Source organism: Arthrobacter sp. UC242_113, from assembly GCF_044054585.1.
In the GTDB taxonomy this organism is placed as follows: domain Bacteria; phylum Actinomycetota; class Actinomycetes; order Actinomycetales; family Micrococcaceae; genus Arthrobacter.
This window is the reverse complement of sequence record NZ_CP171968.1, coordinates 589,901-606,935: the sequence shown is the minus strand read 5'-3', so window position 1 is coordinate 606,935 and position 17,035 is coordinate 589,901. Positions and strand designations below refer to the sequence as shown.

Below are 17,035 nucleotides of genomic sequence, written 5' to 3'. Positions count from 1 at the left end.
CCCTGTCTTGTCGTTGGTGCTGATCGATGCTGGGCAGCTGTTTACGCCTAATGCGTCTTGCCGCTGGCGGATGTCAAAGCTGCCGGCTGTTAAGGCAGCCCGGGCTACAGGCAGGCGATGGAATCCTCGCCCGCCGGTGATGCGGTTCCGTCGCTGCGGACCAGGATGACCTGGACGCAGGTGGGTTCCGCCGGATTCGCGGTGACGTCCACCCGGGTTGCCGACGTCGACAGATAGCTTCCGCCGCCTTTGACCGTTTTGATCCGCCATTTGTACATGTCCCCCGGCTTCGGCTGCGGGTTGGTCCAGGTGAAGCGCACCTTGCCCTGTGCGCCTGCGCTGCCGGCCAGCTTGGCGACGTCGGGCACGGACCCGTCGTCGACGGCGTCGGCGGGCGGCTTGCTGACGGTCTCGGTGGGCCGGGCCTGCGGCTGCGGGCTGGCTGATGCCACCACAATGCCCACGATGACCGCCAGCACCAGGAGCGTTCCGCCGGTGATGGCGAGCCACAGGTTGCGCTTCCCGTGATCGGCCGGCTGGTCCCCCGCCTGGCCGGGCGCATCATCCTCCGCGGCCTTGGGCTGGTTGCTGCGCAGGACCGTGGCGCCCGCCCAGTCGTCCGCAGGCGGAACCACCGCCGCAGGCGCCGCGGCCGGCGCGGTACCCGTCGTCGAGAAGGTGGCCTGGGACGCCACACGGGCCGGCCGCGGCGTTGGTGCAGCGGTCCCCGGAGCCCGCCCCTGGGCCGTGCCCGGGGAAACAACTCCGCCGTCCAGCGGCTTGGTGCGGGCCGGGAACGTCGGGGCGCTTCCGGTCCGGTCCGGGTCGATGGAGGCGACGTTGCGGACACGCGTCTCCTCGACGCCGTCGTCCACGTGCATGTCGTCCTGGCGTTCCTCGAGCACCTCGAACGGCGTAACGGACAGGTTGAGCTCGGCCTGGATCCGCTGCAGCGCAAGGGCGAAAGCGTGAGCCGACGAATAGCGTGAGGCCGGCGACTTGGCCATGGCCGTGGCGAGGGCCAGTTCGAGGGATTCCGGCACGTCGGCGCGGCCCAGCCGCGGAACGGGCATGCTGGTGATGCGTGAGATGAGCTCCCGCTGGGAGTTGTCGGCCCCCGGCAGCACGAACGGTGACCGTCCTGCGAGCAGTGTGTACAAAGTGGCGCCGAGGGCCCACACGTCCACCATCACGCCGTCGACGTTGCCGTCCCTGAACTGTTCCGGCGGGGACCAGGGAATGGACATACCGGCGTCCTCGTCGGTGTCGCCGGCCAGGGTGCCGGAGATGCCGAAGTCTGTGAGAGCCGGGCGGTTGTAGTCGGTGACCAGGATGTTGGCGGGCTTGATGTCCCGGTGGGCGATGCCCGCACGGTGCGCAGTTTCGACGGCGGATGCCACCTGGATGCCGACGGTGAGGACCTCGTCCACGCTGAAGCGCTGCCGGCGGTACCGGACGTCCAGGCTGGGCCGCGAGCAGTACTCCATGGCGAGGTACGAATGCCCGTCCCCGGTCACCTCGGCCTCGAAGATGGTGACGATGAAGGGGTGCGAGGACAGCTGGGCCATCAGGTTGGCCTCGGACTCGAACCGGCGCCGCGCGCCCTCTGTCTTCAGGCCGGACAGCAGCACTTTAACCGCCACCTTTCGGCGCGGCCGGTCCTGCTCGTACAGGTAGACGTCAGAGAATCCGCCCGAGCCGAGCAGGCTCACGTAGCTGAAACCGGGGATGCGCGGCGGTGGGGCCGCCGGCCGCTTGGAACTCACAGAATCTCCTCAAAGCGCAAGGAAACGTCATCGCCCAGTTCTGCGATGTCGCCGTCCAAGATAATGGCCATTTCATTCTGGGCAAGACGCCGCGGCGGCTGCCCTTCGCGGACCAGCACGGTGCCGTTGGTAGCTTTCAGATCGCACAGCATCACGTGCCAGCCCTCCAGCCGGACCTCCACGTGCGACCTCGAAATGTCGCCGCCGGGGCTCGCCACCTGGACCAGCCGGGGCATGGTGCCGCCTTGGACCCGCGACACGGACGGCTGCCGCCCGATCACAATCGACTCGTCCAGGTCCATCAGCTCACCCGTGGACAACCGCAGCCGGCCCAGCCTGGGGCGCGGCACCTGGACGGCCACATCCGGTAGCTGCGTGCCGCAGGTGAAGCATTGGCTGCTGGTGGGAGGGTTCGCATGGCCGCCGGGGCACACCCGGGCGAGCACTAGCGGGCCGTTGCCCGCCACCCCGCCCTGTCCGACGTCTGCGCCCGGCCCGCCTTCCTGTCCGTGTCCTGCCTGCTGCGCTCCGGAGCTGGGGAGCTCGCTCTTGAGGATGGTCTGGCCGTCGTGGTCCCCTTCCGCCGCCTGCCCGGAGGCGGGCATGGAGATGAACGACGGCGGGACCTGGGGGCCGGCGAACGACGCTGGGACGTCGGGCGCAGAGAATGAGGGCGGCACCCGGGCCCCGGAGAACGACGCCGGGACCTCCGGCGCTGGGAACGGCGTCGGGACCTCCGGCGCTGGGAACGACGCCGGGACCTCCGACGCTGGGAACGGCGTCGGGACCTCCGGTCCCGGGGCACGATCGCCTCCGGTCGCCCACGGCACCGAGTCGATCAGTCCCGCCTGTGAAGGGGGCGCCGGGGCTGGCGCCTCCTGAGCCTCTGTTTCCTCGTCTGCTGTTTCCGGAACTGCCATGTCCGGAACCGCCATCTCCCCAGTGGCCGGAGCGCCGCCGTCGTCCTCCTCGCCGGTCCGCACGGCGGCGTCCTCGATGCTGCGCACCACGGTCTTGTCCCAAAGATGGTCGTACGAGCTGGTGAACTCAGTGGCTGAACCGGTGAGTTCCGCGGCGGGCTCGTGCTCGTCCGCCTGGGCCGGCGCCTCGGTCGCACGCACGGCGGCCTCCGGTAACCCCGATTCCTCCGGTTCCTGCGCCTCGACGGAAGCGTCCTCGGTGAGTCCCACCATGGTCTCAGCCGACACTTCGGAGTAGGCGGCCTCAGCCTCCGGAGCGTCGGGAAGCTCGGCGGCAGTCGGCGTGCCGGCGGGCAGGGCACCAGCGGGCTCGGCACCGGCCTGCAAAGCGCCGGCTGGCGCCGCACCGGCCGCCAAGGCACCGGCCGCCAAGGCACCGGCCGGCAAGGCGCCGGCTGGCATGGAACCGACTGATCCGGCAACACTGACCCGCAGTGACTGCAAGAGGACGGCCCCTTCAACCACGGGCAACTCTGACTGCAGGGATGCCGCCCCGGCCGGCGCCGAAACACTGAACCACTCGGGGGCTTCCAGCCAGCGCTCGGTCCAGGTGGTCACGTTCCGGCCGTCGAGGTTCACGGGACCCGACGGAAGCTGGACCGTCAGGTCGATGTCGCCGCGCAGGAACACCCGCAGCGAGTCGCTGAACCCGATGATGCCGAACCACGGGCTGGCGGACAGCGGTGCACCGAACCCTCCCGTGACGGCATGCAGGACCTCGGCTGCGTCCGGGCTGGTCTCCAGCAAATCCCACACCGTGCTGACAAGCGGGGCCGGGGTGGCGGGGTCGAGGATCACCGCAGTTCCCGAGCGGATGAGGCCCAGCCATCCGCCGGGGACATAGCTAGCTGCGGCCATTGACAGCATCCTCGCTTCCGGCACGCGGCAGCGTGTCCTCCTCTTCCGCGTCGGCGGCCGTCCGGGGTGCGGTGGTGGCCACACCGGCATCATTGAGCACGTTCCTGGCATCGACGACGATTACCGTGATGTTGTCCCGGCCTCCGCGCCGCAGAGCTGCCTGGATCAGGGCGTCCACCGCCTCCTGCGGGTCCTCGACAGTGCTGAGGACGTCCAGAATCTGTCCGTCCGTCAGTTCCCCGTTGAGCCCGTCCGAGCACACCATCACCCGGTCGCCTTCCTCTATGGGCAGGAGCCAGTAGTCGGCCTCGGTGTCGTCGCCGGCGCCGAGCGCGCGTGTCACGACGTGCCGGCGGGGATGCACCGCCGCCTCCTCGGCCGTGATCTCGCCGCTCTCGACGAGCTCCTGGACCTCGGAGTGGTCCACGCTGACTTGGCTGAGCCGGCCCTGGCTCAGCCGGTACGTCCGGGAATCCCCGATGTTCATGACCAGCCAGTAGGGAACTCCCATCTGTTCCACCACCACCACGCCGCTGAGCGTGGTTCCTGCGCGCGAGCCGGTTGCGGAACGGATCGATTCGTCGGCGCTGGCGAGGTACTGCTGCACCACTCCCGCGGTGGCTGTCCGCTCCCCCGTGGCCAGCTGCGGCAGCTGGGCCAGTGCTCGAACGCACATGCCGCTGGCCACCTCGCCGGCTTCATGGCCGCCCATGCCGTCCGCGACGGCGAACACAGGATCCGAAGCGATGTAGGAGTCCTCATTGAGCTCGCGGCGAAGGCCACGGTCCGTGCCGTAGCCATAGTTCAGCTTGAGGCCGGGCTCGCTGCCGGTCCCTGGGGTTCCGGCCGCCTGCTGTGAATTCATGCCTGTCCTACGTTGAAGGTGCGGTCCCCGAAGTGAACTGTGGTTCCGGGGCTGACAAATGCGGGTACGCCGGGCTGCAGCGCCGTGCGCATGCCGTCGGCTGTGGTGATGGCGCTGCCGTTGGTCGAGTGGCGGTCGGTTATCCAGACGCCTGTGCCGTCCGTGAGCAGGTGGAGGTGGGTCTTGGAAATGGTCCTGCCGGGGTCCGGGACGGGCAGCAGCTGCGCCTGGGATTCTCCGGCAGCGGGGGCAGGGTTCCGGCCGATCAGGACGCTCCGCTCCAGGCGGAAGTCGCGGCCGTCGTCGAGCCTTATCCTCAGCACCGCCTCGGGGGCGTCCTGGCGCGCCCCGGCACGCACCTGGGTGCGGTCCATGGCGTCATCCGGATGAACAGCGTTCACCGATTGGCCCGTGGCGTCCGGGCCTTCCGGCGGTGCCGGCTCAGCGGCGGTGTTGGAGGCAACCGGTGAGTTGGAAGCAACTGGGGTGCGGGAAGCAACCGGGGTGCGGGAGGCAACCGGGGAGGCCACCTGCTGCACCGGGGGCAGGTCCAGCGGCGCGAAGCTGTACGGGCCTTCAATGCCGCCGGTGGCCACGGGGTTGCGGCCACGGACGACGTCGAACGCGAGGGTTTTGGCCGCGCGGTCATGCCATCCGCGAAGCCTGCCGTTCCGGTCCCAGGCGCTGGAGAGCACCACCACCACAGCCCAGGCAGTCCCAAGGAGCAGTAACGGCCCCAGAATGAGCAGGGCGGCATCGAACAACCTCAAGACAACCAACAATACTGCGGCCAGGACGGCCAGCAGGATGCCGGCTCCGGTCACGACGCCCCGCAGGAACACAGCACCGAAGCCTGGCGCGTACCCGTCCTTGTCAGCACTGCGGATGCCCATGAGCTGGTTGCCGATGGTGTTGCCGGAGCGGCCCTCGACACTTGCGGCGGCAAACGCGTAGGCAAGCACCAATACGGCGCCGATGCCCGACAGGATGGCCAGTAGGCTTGTGTCGTAGATGATGAGCCCGGCGCTGCGCGTGCTGGTGATGCCAGCGAACCCGAAGGACATCAGAACGGTCAGAATGGCCACCGGGGCCAGCCAATCGAGGACGGCAGCGCCGAGACGCTTGCCCGGCGCCGCTGGAACCAGCGTGAGCGTGCCTGACATTTCCGTTCCTTCCCCCAGCCCTACCGGGATGCTACCGGGAATCGGAGCGGTCTGCCTCCCGCCCGGGCCAGGCGGAACGCCCTGATTGCGCGTGGCTCCCCGGTCGAGCCGGGGCCCCCGGTTAGGCAGTGGCGTGCCGCACGCGCCGCAAAAGCTTGCCCCGGTGCGGACAGGTTGCCCGCAGCGCGGGCAGGGCCCGGCTCCCCCGGCAGCCGCAGACCCTCCGGCAGCAACTGGTCCGCCACCGGTTTCAGGTGCAGCATTCACCGCCGGAACCCCCGCGCTGCCAGGGCGGTCCGGGCCTCGGCCAGCAGCGACCGGGGCGAGAACCGCGCCCGCTGGCGCCGCCAGAAGCCGACCGTCCCGGTCATCTCCTTGAGCGAGCCATCCACCACGTCCCAGTACTCCCGGACCTCATCCTCACTCGGCTGGCCCGCCCCGAAGATGGAGGCGTCAGCCCGGTGCGCCAGCACGGTGGTGGTGGCGCCGGTGGCGGGGAACGCCTCGGCAACCACCGCCGCGGTTTCCCGCCTGGTTGCGCGGCTGTCCACGGCGGCGCCCATGTCCGTTGCCAGGCTGAGGACCTCGTTCCAGCCGCCGCCGACGCGCTGGGCAGGGTCGCCGCCGGTGAAGCGGGCCTTCCGGCGCCGGGACTTCAGCAGGGCGATGAGCAGCAGCGGCAGGGCGAGGATGCCTACGGGAATCATGGCGATGCCGATGGCCGTGAGGATGGGACCCCACAGCAGCCACGGATTGTTCTTCTTCTCGTCGGCGTCGAGCGCGTCGGGAGAGGAGTCCGGCGGCAGGTCGGCGGGTTCCTGCGGCGGGGGCGGCGGCTGCAGGACCTGGGGCTTCGGCTTGGACTTGCTTTCCGGGTCGGGCGGGATGGGAACGTTGTCCTTGGGCGGTGTGGGGTCGAAGGCCACCCAGCCCACCCGGTCGAACGCCACCTCCACCCAGGCGTGCACGTCCTTGCCCATGATCTTGATTTCGCCGGCTCCATTCTCCGGGCTCTTAGGATCGGGGTAGAACCCCATGACCACGCGCGAGGGGATGCCCAGGTGCCGCAGCATCAGGGACATCGCCACGGCATACTGTTCATCGTCGCCCAGCATCTGCTCGGCGGTCAGCAGGTCGCGGATGCGCCCCGCACCGTGCCCGGAGACGCTGGGAAGCTGGCCGTCGGCTATGAGCCCGTTGCTGAAGGCCCCCTTCTTCTGGAAATGGGCCTCGATCTGCCGGACCTGGTCCACAGCGGTCGGGGCGTCCGCGGCCAGGTCGTTGGCCTGGGCGCCCACCACCGGCGGCACTTCGCTGGTGTCAGGCAGGCTGACCTTGGCGAAATCGTATTGTGTCAGCTGCCCGTGCTCCAGCTTGACCGGGTCCGAGACCTGGACCGTGTAGGAGTCGCCCTTGGACAGGCCCTGGGTGGTCACCGCGGTGTCGGTTCCGGAGTTGAAGTACAGCCCTGAAGCTGCGCCGGATGAGCCCTGGCCGAAGCTGAGGCCAGTGGTCTTCCGTCCGCCCGGAACGAAGTAGCCCTGGTAGTCATCAATGGTGATGTCCAGGCTGTAGTCATTCGTCGGGACCGTGTCCGTGGCGTCGGCGAGCGTGTTGATCGATTTCGCGTCACCGACCTTGCTGAAGCTGCCGGAACCGTTCGGATCCATTGCGTAGTTGGTGCCGTTAAAGGAATCGAGTGCCCCGAGCCGGACGCGGGCGTCCTTGGGCAACCCCTTGACCGTGAACAGGGCGTCGTCCTTCTTGTCCTTGACGAAGTTCCGGAAGCTCGCCAGCGGCGTGACGTAGTCCTTGGGATCAAAGGGCGGAACGACGACGTTGCGGAGGACGCGCCGCTCGTCGCCGGCCGCGATGAGCGGCGACACGGCCGCGGTAATTCCCACCGTTGCCGCCAGGACCGCGGCTCCGGCTGCGAGCCGGCGCATGCGCGCCTTACCCGCGGTGCCGGCGTCGTACTGGGGGCGGTTCACTGAGACCTTGCGCGTGTCACGCCGGCGCAGGGCGTCCCGCCGGAAAGTGGCCCAGGCGATCCCCACCACCGTCAGCGCGATGCCCCGTTCCACGGTCAGGAACCCGGCGTTGGTGCTGAAGGCAATGCCGGTGACAAACAGGACGAGGACCGGGAGCAGCGGCCAGTAGGGGCTCCGGACCCGCCAGGTCAGGACACCGGTGGCCACGGCCGTGATGAGGGAGCTCAGGAACGGAACGATCAGGACACCGCCCGCGGTGCCCACGGGCACTCCGACGGTCAGCATGTCCTTCCACGAGAAGACGACGCCGAGCAACAGCGTCCGCAGGGATTCCAGGCTGGGGACGAATCCCGCCACCGCGGCATCGGGTACGGCGAGGACTGTCCCCAGCACCAGGTAGGCGCCAAAGGCCGCAGCGGTGGTGATCACCAGCCCCAGCCGGAAGTGGGCGTTGCAGGCAGCGATGGACAGGCCCAGGATGATCCCGCCAAAACCGGCAATCAGGTAATACGGGTCGCCGCCGAAGCTGAGGCTGAACCCGAGGACACCGAGCCCCAGCAGAACGGTGAGGGCAGCGCCGTCGAGCACAAAATGCCACAGCGGGCGGCCATCGGCGAAGGCGGACTGCGCAGCCGGCGTGACCGGGCGGCCGGGGCTTTCTGGGCGGCCTGTCCGGGTTGAACGGCGGGGGCGGAGACCTGTGGCTTCACTCATGCTGCAGCCTTTCGCAGGACGGAGGGAAGGTCGGAGAGGTCCCCCACGGTGAGGACTGTGAGGTCGCCGATGTTGGCGCGGGCCGGGGCGGCGCCCAGGTCGATGAGCACAGCGAGGCTTCGGACGCCGGGCGGCACCGAGGCGGCCGCCGAGCGCAGCTGGGTGGGCGTCACCTGGCTGCCCACCACGAAGAAGACCACGGAGGCGTTGGGCACCGTGTCGGCAAGCGTGCGGGCGAGGTCGACGGCGGTCTTCCGCAGCGGGGTGCCGACGACCCGGGTCATGTCGTCCAGCATGTTGCGGCCGGTCTCGCAGCGCAGCGGACCCGCCTGGGTCAGGACGTCCAGTTCGCGCTGCTCGCGGATGGCCTGGCGTCCGATCGACGCGGCTGCCGAGATGGCCAGCTCGAACTCCTCTTCCGAGGCGTATTCGTCGGTGTTGATGGACAGCGAAATGGCCAGGTGGGCACGGCGGGTTTCCTCGAACTGGCGGACCATGAGCTTGTTGGTCCGGGCGGTCGTTTTCCAGTGGATGTGCCGCCGGTCGTCCCCCGGGACGTAGTCGCGCAGCGCGTGGAAGGAAACATCAGCGCTGGACAGCTCCGTGGTGGGCATGCCTTCCAGGTCGCGGATGAACCCCGCGGCGGAGCCGGCCAGCGCCACGGTCCGGGGATGCACGTACAGGTCCTGCGGTTCCGTCCAGAGCACCTGCCGGCGGAGCAGGTGCAGCGGATCGGCACGTACGGAGCGCACAGGACCCACCACGATGACGGCCCTTCGCGCCGTCGGGATGGTGAACAGGTCCTCGTGCACCTGCTGCGGCTTCATTCGCGGGAGGTGGAAGACGGCGGTGGCTGCCCCGACGGGCAGTTCGAGGTCAGCTGGCAGGAGAGGCCGGGCAGACGTGTTGGACACAGCAATGCTTCCCACGGCGCTGTCCCCCACCGCCACCCTGGTCCGCGCGAGGTCAAGCAGGACCCCATAGGAGGACCTGCCCAGGATGAAGCCGCCGGCGATGACAAAGAGGACCACGGCCGCAATGGCGGCAGCCTTGGCCTCCTGCCAGCCATAGGCGTTTCCGGCCGCCCACAGGAGAACTGCAGCGGCCAGCACGGACCAGCCCAGGACGCTGACCACGGAAAGGACAGGCCGGACGCGGCGGCCCCACACGCCGCCGGCCATTCGCCAGGCGGGGCCGAGCGCGAGCCGCGCCAGGCTGCTGGCCTCGGACCAAACCCTGGCCGGCCGAATCTGGTGCTGCACCTTGGGCAGCTGCAGCCCGGGCCGCCGCACGCTAGAGCTCCGCACCTGGGGCAGCCGCACCTTAAACCGCTGCACGCTAGACGGCGGCGCGCTGCTGCGGCGCTGCGACATCAGCCAGGACACGTCCCAGAACGGCTTCCGCCGTCGCCCCGGAGAACTCTGCCTCGGGATCCATCACGAACCGGTGGGTCCAGACGACGCCTGCGAGGTCCTTGATGTCATCCGGCAGGACGAAGTTGCGCCCCTGGCTCGCGGCCCACACCTTGGCTGCCCGGACCATGGCCAGGGCGCCGCGGACCGACACACCAAGGCGGGTCTCGGGAGCGTTGCGGGTCTCCTCGCAGAGCCGGGAGATGTACTCCAGCACGGCGGTGTCGACGTGCGCGGTGGCGGCAAGGTCTGCCATGTCAGCCACGGCCTGCGTGGTGATGACGGGCTGCAGGTCCCGGGACCGGTCCTTGAGGTTGGACCCACCCAGGAGCTGGACGGTGGAGGCGTGGTCCGGATAGCCGATGGAGGTCTTGAGCAGGAAGCGGTCCAGCTGGGCCTCGGGCAGCCGGTACGTGCCCGCCTGCTCGATCGGGTTCTGGGTGGCCAGCACCATGAACGGCCGCCCGGCCTCGTAGGTGGTGCCGTCCACAGTGACGCGGGACTCCTCCATGACTTCCAGCAGAGCTGACTGCGTCTTGGGCGAGGCGCGGTTGATTTCGTCGGCGAGCACGATGTTGCTGAAGATCGGTCCCTTGTGGAATTCGAACTTCTGGGTCTTCTGGTCGTAAATGGTCACGCCGGTGACGTCGGAGGGCAGCAGGTCCGGGGTGAACTGGATGCGGCTGTTGGACCCTTGGACGGTGGCGGCGAGGGCCCGGGCAAGCGAGGTCTTTCCAGTACCGGGTGCATCTTCAAAGAGGACGTGGCCCTCGGCGAGCATCGCCGTAAAGGTCAGGCGGATGACGTGCGCCTTGCCCAGGACGGCCTGGCCCACATTGGCGACAAGCTTCTCGAACGTCCCTGCAAACCAGTCGGCCTGCTCGCTAGTCATTGTCATGGTTGTTCCTCTTCTGTTTCGTGCAGTCGTAGTTCGTGTGGCGGCTGGCGCACCGGGGATTACCGTCGCGGCATTCCGGCCGGCGGATTGGTCCCCAGGGACGTGGTGTCCCCGCGCGCAAAGTTCCCCGCGGCGGGTCCCGAAGTCAGGTGATACCAGAGCCGGCCCGATGAGCCCCACCGCACGTAGTAGTCGGTCTGGGCGGAGATGCCCGTATCGAACCACTTTCCAGGGCTGAGGCACTGATCGGGATTGCTGTTCCGGTAGCTGTCAGTACTGCTGTTGGGCTCAGTGCAAGTGCGCACCGGGGTGGCACTGATACTCCAGGACGTAGGGGGTGGAGGAGTCGGATCAGCACCTGACGTGGCCACGGCAGAGCCCGGCTGTCCGCAGTCCTTGTCGCCGTCGGTGCCGTTACAGGCACGGACCTGGAGTCTATGCTTTTGGTTCCAGCCTCCGCCGTCACGGTTGTACTGGCGTTTCAGCCCCACAGACGTGAATCCGCCGCCGTCAAAGCTGACCTCGTAGCGGTTGATGACCCGGCCGTTGTCGTAGGGCGCGTTCCAGGTCCAGTGAACCTGCGGGTCCCCCTTGGCTGACGTCTCGCCGGTGACCACTGGCGTGGCCGGCGCACCATAGGGAACAGCCGAACCAATGGCCTTGGCATCCCCTGAAACGTTGTTCTTCGTGGAGAAGGCAATGATGTTCACCGTGATGTTTTTGCCGTTCGGCTGCCCGTAGATGGTGCCGCCGGGTGCATTGATGGGGCCGGAACCGTAGGCAGTGGACCAGCGGTAGCCAATCTCCGATGCCTGCGATCCATTTCGCTGGGCTTGGGTCAGCGGCGTGAACGTGACCTTCAGCTGTCCGGTGTTTCCGGGGGCATGAACAGTACCGCTGCTAACCGACCCTGGTTTTCCCGCGGCCCGGATGGGAGCGGACTGGGCGCTGGTTCCGGACGTGCCGGCCTTGTTTGTGGCGGAAACCGTGAATACATAGTCCGCCTCGGAGTTGCCCACGGTGACGTTCAGGGACGTGCCGGAGGCCACCTGCTGGCTCTTGACCACTGCCCCACTGTGCAGCGTGGTGAGTGTGTAGGCGGAAACGGCATCACCGTTGTTGTTCGGAGCAGTCCAGTTCACCTGCAGTTGGCTCTGGTCCCCCACGGACCCGCCATCGGACACGCTCGGGGCCGCCGGCGTCACCGGCACCCCCGCTGGCACCTCGGCCGCGGAGTAGGTGCTCCACTCCGAGGGGTCCTTCGCATCGTTCCGGGCGAGGACGCGTACCTTGTAGGCCACGCCGTTGGTGAGTCCCTTCCAGACGTAGCTGGTGGACGTCAGGTTTTGGATCTGCGGGTTCTGGCCGCTGGGTGCCGGTGAGATTTCCAGATCGTAGGTTTTGATCGGCGAGCCCTTGCTGGCCGGTGCCTTCCAGGCGATGGAGAGCTGCTTGTCTCCGAACTTCAGACCCGGCGCCAGCGGCATCTCCGGCTTGACATCGGGCCGGACCTCAGCCGACGCCGGCGAGCGATCGGACTCGCCAAACTCGTTCGTCGCCGTCACCTGGAAGTGGTACTTGGAGTTGTTCACCAGATTGGTCAGGGTGCACGAGTTGGCCGGGCAGTCCTGCCGGTAGCCGCCTTCGCCGTACACCGTGTACTTGGTGATGGGTGAACCGCGGTCCGCCGGGGCAGTCCAGTTCAGCAGCGCAGTGCGGTCGCCCACACTCTGTGCCTGGGGCGTGGTGGGAGCGAGCGGCTCGTCCTTGACCGTGAGCCGGATCCTAGCCGTCGCCTGGCGCGAGGCATCCCCGGTCTTGTCCGCAACCGTGTACGCAACAACCATGCTTCCGGAGAACCCCGAGGCCGGCGTAACCACAACGCTATCCTCCTCCACAACGACGTTACCCGTGCCCGTCTCGGCCGTTGCCGCCACGATCTTCAGCGGGGTATCCGGGAACGGGTTGGCATCGTTCGCCAGCACCCTGACAGTCACCGGCTTGCCCGCCGCGGCGTTTGCCTCCACGTCGTCATTGGCCACCGGCTTGGCCCGGTTGGTCGCCGTAACGGCGAGCCGGAACGTGGCGGTGGAGTCAAGGCCGCGGGGGTCCTTCGCCTTCACCTGCACGGCGCCCCCGTCGCCGGGCCGCAGCCCGTCCTTGGCGGAGACGTTCAGGGACGCGCCGTCGATGGACACGTTGAAGCCCTGGGGAACTGCGCCGGCGATCTCGTACAACATGTTCGCGGCGTCGTCGCCATCCGGGTCGGTGGTCAGTTTGGCCAGGTCCGCGGCGGCCGGGTCGCCCAGCGGAACGTCCACCGCGCCGCCGAGCAGTACCGGTGGGTTGTTCCGGTTGGGGTCGGGCAGCACCTTGGTGCGGATGCTCAGCGTGGATTTGAGTCCGGCGGGGTCGTCCGGGCCGGAACCGTCCGTCACCTCGAAGGTGATGGACCCGGGGCCTACGTAGTCCTTGTCCGCGGTGTACCTGACGGCTGTGCCGTTGCCGGCCACCGGGTTGCTGCCGTCCGCACCGATGAGCTTGATCCGGTCGGCCTGGGTCAGCCGGGGCGAACGTCCGCCCCGTACTTTGACCCATTCGGCGAGGTTCGCGGTCACGGACTGGCCTGCGACCACTTCGAGGACCTCGTCCTTGGCAAGGGTGGGAACCTGCTGGCCGAGGCCCGGCACCCAGATGATCGCCGTCGACTTCTGGCCGTCGACGTCCTCAACCGTGTAGGGCACCAGCTGCGGCTGGCCCGTCAGTTCGACGATCATGCTGCCCTCCGGACCGGGGCGGGCGGTCTCGGCGCCACTGCTGATCTTTAGGTTCTCGCCTACGCCGTCAGGGTCCTCGTCGTTCTTGAGGACGGGGACCTCGACGGCGGTCTTGCCAAGTGCGTGCGCAGAGGTCACCCGGTCATCCCGGGCGATCGGTGCCTGGAGCGGAACGTTGCTGTCCACCACCATCCGGATGGCCGCCTGCGCGGAGGCCCCGCGTTCGTCGGCCACTGTGTAGCGGACGTTGACGGTGCCTTCGGTGGCCGGCGCCTGCAGCAGGATGCGGCCGCTTTGCTTGCTGACCGTGGCCTTCAGTGCGGCATCGGCTTCGATGCCGTCGCTGACTATCCTGATCAGGTCCCCGTCCGGATCGGTGTCGTTGCCGGCAGCCTCGACGGCGATCTGCCGCCCGGGCCGGACCTTGACCTGGTCGTCCACCGGCGTTGGCTTCTGGTTGGTGTCGCTGCGCGGTGCGATGCCGACGGTGACGGTGCCGGTGTTCACGGCGCCCTGCCGGTCGACAACCTTGTAACGGAACGTGTCGGTCCCGGCACCGTTGCCGGCCGCGACGAAGTCGATGAAGCTGCTGCCCGCCGTCGCGGTGCCCATGCCGGGCGTGCTGTCGATGCCCGTCAGCTGGACGGAGTCGCCGTCGGGGTCAATGCCGTCCAGCGGCACAGGGATGCGCACCGTGCCGCCAGCCACCACCCGGGCGGTCAGGTTCCTGGGCTGCGGCCGGGAGTTTTCGGCACCCTCCAGCGGCAGGATGTGGATGGTGACGGCGGCGGCGCTCTTCTGGCCCTGCGGGTCCACGGCGTTGTAGATGGCGCGGACGGTCTTGGGCTGGCTGCCGGCGATAAAGCGGAGTGTGTTCTCGGAGACGAAGCTCTTGCCGTCCTCCGCCGGGACGGCCTGCGGCAGGACCGGGTCAACGGTCAGCTTTTCGCCCTGCGGGTGCGTGTCGTTGTCCAGACGGGGATGGTCACGACATCGTTGACGCGGACGTTGACTTCATCGGGCTTGGGCTGCGGCGCCTCCACCACAGCCGGGGCGGGAACAGGCACCACCGAGACGCTTCCCGTGGCGGAGGACTTGCCGTTGGACATTGTGTAGCGGAACAGGAAGGGGTCCTTGGTGCCGGCGATGTCGGTGATCCGCAGGACGCTGTGGTCGATCACGCTTACGGACGCCGTGGCGTTCTCCGGCACCGCAACGGACTGCAGCACCAGGACGCCACCGGAGGGGTCCGAGTCGTTGGCCAGCGGGTCCAGCAGCACGCTGCCGCCCACCGGAAGGAGCGCCACGTCATGGACGGCGACCGGATTTCCTGAGTCCTTGCCGGATTCCACATCAACCCGGATGAGGCCCTGGCTGCTTTGCGGCCCGTTGCTGGCCAGGTATGTCAGGTACACCGGCCCCGGCGTGCGGCTGCGGAAGGTGAAGGTGCCGCCGTCGGTGACCGGGCCCAGCTCTGCGGCTCCGGCGGCCTCCACCTGGGCGAGGCGCAGCGCGCCGCCGTTGGGGTCGACGTCGTTCTTCAACGGCCCGATGACCAGGTCCTGCCCCACCACCGCAGTGACGTGGTCGGCGTTGACCACGGGAGCGAGCGCGCCCGGCGGCTGGACGTTGACCACCACCTTGCCGGTGGTGGTGGCGCGGCCGTCCCAGACGGACACGGTGACGCTTTTCTTGCCGGCCGAGGCCCCGGAGTCCTGGAAGGTAAGCAGGCCGTCGCGGCGGACCTTGACCTGGTCCTGCTCGTTGTCGGCGGTGGCCGACATCAGGACGAGGTCGTCGCCGTCGGGATCGGCCCAGTCGGTGAGGATGTTCTGGCTGACGGTCTTGCCCTGCTCCACGAGGAGCGTGGTGGGGTCCCCGCGCTTGAAGGCCGGGGGCCGGTTCTCGTCCGGGCCCACGACACTCAGGTTGACCTTGCCGCCGGCCGAGAGCCCGCGGCCGTCAGCCGCGGTGTAGTCGAAAGTTTCGGTTCCGGGCGCGGCATCGGCCGGCACCGTGATCTGGAAGGCGGACCCGCCGTAGATGCTTTCGATGCTGCCGGCCCGCGGCCCTTCTGCGCCGAGCGAGGCGGTCAGGACGTCGCCGTCGGGGTCGGAGTCGTTGTCGAGGACGCTCAGGACCGTGGTGCGCCCCGGCCGGACGCCGACGGCGTCGGGTTTCGTTTCGGGCGGACGGTTCGGCTTGGTGCGGTCGGGCAGGACGTTGATGGTGTTGTCGTCTGCCGACTCCTCGTCAGGGTCGTCAGCCTGGTTCTTGGGCGGGACAACGTCGTCCCAGTTGTTGACCAGCTGCATGTTCTGGTTGACCAGCCACACGTTTCCCGAGTTCACGTCGTTCAGGACCACGAGGTCCCGGTTGACCCGGAAAACGTAGCTGGGCGAGGCGCTGGCTTTGGGCACGGGCACGTTCTTGTTGTCCGCGGCATTCTCGCAGTCCCGGACATACTTGTTGGCTCCCGACCACGCGGCGTGGACACAGCCGCCCAGCTGCACCGGCGCCGCCGGTACCCCCCTGGCCGCCGAACGTCACGGCCTTCGCGGCGGCACCGTTCAGCGGCTGCCTGAGGAGCGCCTGGCCGGTGGCCACGGCCACAGAGTCGGAGGCCGGGCCCGGCTGCTGGAGCTTCGCCTCCCGCGCGTCAGCCAGCGGCACCTCGCGCCCGCCGGGCAGGAACAGTTTTCCGGCGGCTGCATCCAGGACCACAGCCTGGTCCCCCACGACTGAGATCTGGAGGTCCCCGGCGCCCTTCAGCCCGTCCCATGTGCCGGACTCGGTGCCGGTGGCTGCCCCCGCGGCGTCCACCGTGGTCACTGTCACCTGCCCCGTCTTCGGATCCGCCGAATAGATGCGGTCATCGGAGCCGACCGCGGACACCAGCCCTTCGGAGCCCGCCACGGCGGGCTCACTGGACTCCTCATCGAAAGCGTTAACCGTCGACGGGGACATCGCCCACATCTTCCCGGCGGCGGGGTCGGTGACCGAGATGGTGTCGGCGCCGAAGCTCACCTGCGCCGAGCCGGGAAGCTGCTTGTCTCCGCCGAGCCTCATGTTGGCGGCGGACACCTGGTTCAGGGTGGAGCCGGACTCGTCGTCGACGAATACCTTTCCGGCGCTCTGCAGGACATCGAACGTGGTGCTGGCCGGGGTCACCGCACCGTCAAGGACCCGCGAGGGGTAGTTGAGGCGGCCGACAGCGTTCCGTGCCTTGCTGACCACCCAGACGCCGCCGTCGTTAAGGTCAACCTCGGTTGTCTTGAACCCGGGGTAGATCACGGCACCGGCCACCAGCGCTGCAGCAGCAACGGAAAAGACGGTTCCAGTGACGATCTTGTTGCGGCGGTTCCTCAGCCCCAGCTTGCCGAACAAAGTTGACACAGCGTTATTATTCCCCTGAAATCACAGCCGCCTGAGCGCGACTTGCTAGCCCCTGATGTTCATCACGGACCGGTGACATTCCGCCACTCCCCCGTAGAGACGTCGGAACAATTCTGAGCCTCGACTATTACATGGGCGCTGGCGGCTTGTCCAAGAACGGCCGCCGGGGCCGTTCATTACGCTGCCACCCTACCCGCGCAGTCCTGTCGCCGCGA

General features: G+C 68.4%; 7 protein-coding genes and 1 pseudogene. All 8 read right to left on the bottom strand.

What is annotated here, in order from left to right; translation table 11 throughout:
* Positions 1–104: 104 nt before the first annotated feature.
* Positions 105–1,766 (bottom strand): serine/threonine-protein kinase, encoded by a 1,662-nt coding sequence (locus ACHMXB_RS02710; protein WP_395402555.1) that lies wholly within the window; start codon positions 1,764–1,766, stop codon positions 105–107.
* Positions 1,763–3,604: a hypothetical protein gene (locus ACHMXB_RS02705; RefSeq protein ID WP_395402553.1), complete on the bottom strand. Its 1,842-nt coding sequence runs from the start codon at positions 3,602–3,604 to the stop codon at positions 1,763–1,765. The genes ACHMXB_RS02710 and ACHMXB_RS02705 overlap by 4 nt, the downstream gene beginning before the upstream one ends.
* Positions 3,591–4,469: a PP2C family protein-serine/threonine phosphatase gene (locus ACHMXB_RS02700; protein ID WP_395402551.1), complete on the bottom strand. Its 879-nt coding sequence runs from the start codon at positions 4,467–4,469 to the stop codon at positions 3,591–3,593. The genes ACHMXB_RS02705 and ACHMXB_RS02700 overlap by 14 nt, the downstream gene beginning before the upstream one ends.
* The gene (locus ACHMXB_RS02695) at positions 4,466–5,899 is read right to left on the bottom strand and encodes an RDD family protein (protein ID WP_395402549.1); all 1,434 of its coding nucleotides are present in this window, start codon (positions 5,897–5,899) and stop codon (positions 4,466–4,468) included. Before ACHMXB_RS02695 ends, ACHMXB_RS02700 begins: the two co-directional genes overlap by 4 nt.
* Entirely contained in the window at positions 5,896–8,337 is a 2,442-nt protein-coding gene (locus tag ACHMXB_RS02690; protein ID WP_395402547.1) for a transglutaminase domain-containing protein, read from the bottom strand. Before ACHMXB_RS02690 ends, ACHMXB_RS02695 begins: the two co-directional genes overlap by 4 nt.
* Entirely contained in the window at positions 8,334–9,608 is a 1,275-nt protein-coding gene (locus tag ACHMXB_RS02685) for a DUF58 domain-containing protein (RefSeq protein WP_395405087.1), read from the bottom strand. The genes ACHMXB_RS02690 and ACHMXB_RS02685 overlap by 4 nt, the downstream gene beginning before the upstream one ends.
* 67 nt (positions 9,609–9,675) lie before the next feature.
* Entirely contained in the window at positions 9,676–10,647 is a 972-nt protein-coding gene (locus tag ACHMXB_RS02680; protein ID WP_111904543.1) for a MoxR family ATPase, read from the bottom strand.
* A 59-nt stretch (positions 10,648–10,706) separates the two neighbouring features.
* Positions 10,707–16,820 (bottom strand): annotated as a pseudogene (locus ACHMXB_RS02675) (Ig-like domain-containing protein).
* Between the last annotated feature and the right edge of the window lie 215 nt (positions 16,821–17,035).

Bases quoted from the DNA above. Each gene is read 5' to 3' on its own strand.
- ACHMXB_RS02705 (WP_395402553.1), bottom strand. From the start codon at position 3,604: ATGGCCGCAGCTAGCTATGTCCCCGGCGGATGGCTGGGCCTCATCCGC.
- ACHMXB_RS02700 (WP_395402551.1), bottom strand. From the start codon at position 4,469: ATGAATTCACAGCAGGCGGCCGGAACCCCAGGGACCGGCAGCGAGCCC.
- ACHMXB_RS02690 (WP_395402547.1), bottom strand. From the start codon at position 8,337: ATGAGTGAAGCCACAGGTCTCCGCCCCCGCCGTTCAACCCGGACAGGC.
- ACHMXB_RS02680 (WP_111904543.1), bottom strand. From the start codon at position 10,647: ATGACAATGACTAGCGAGCAGGCCGACTGGTTTGCAGGGACGTTCGAG.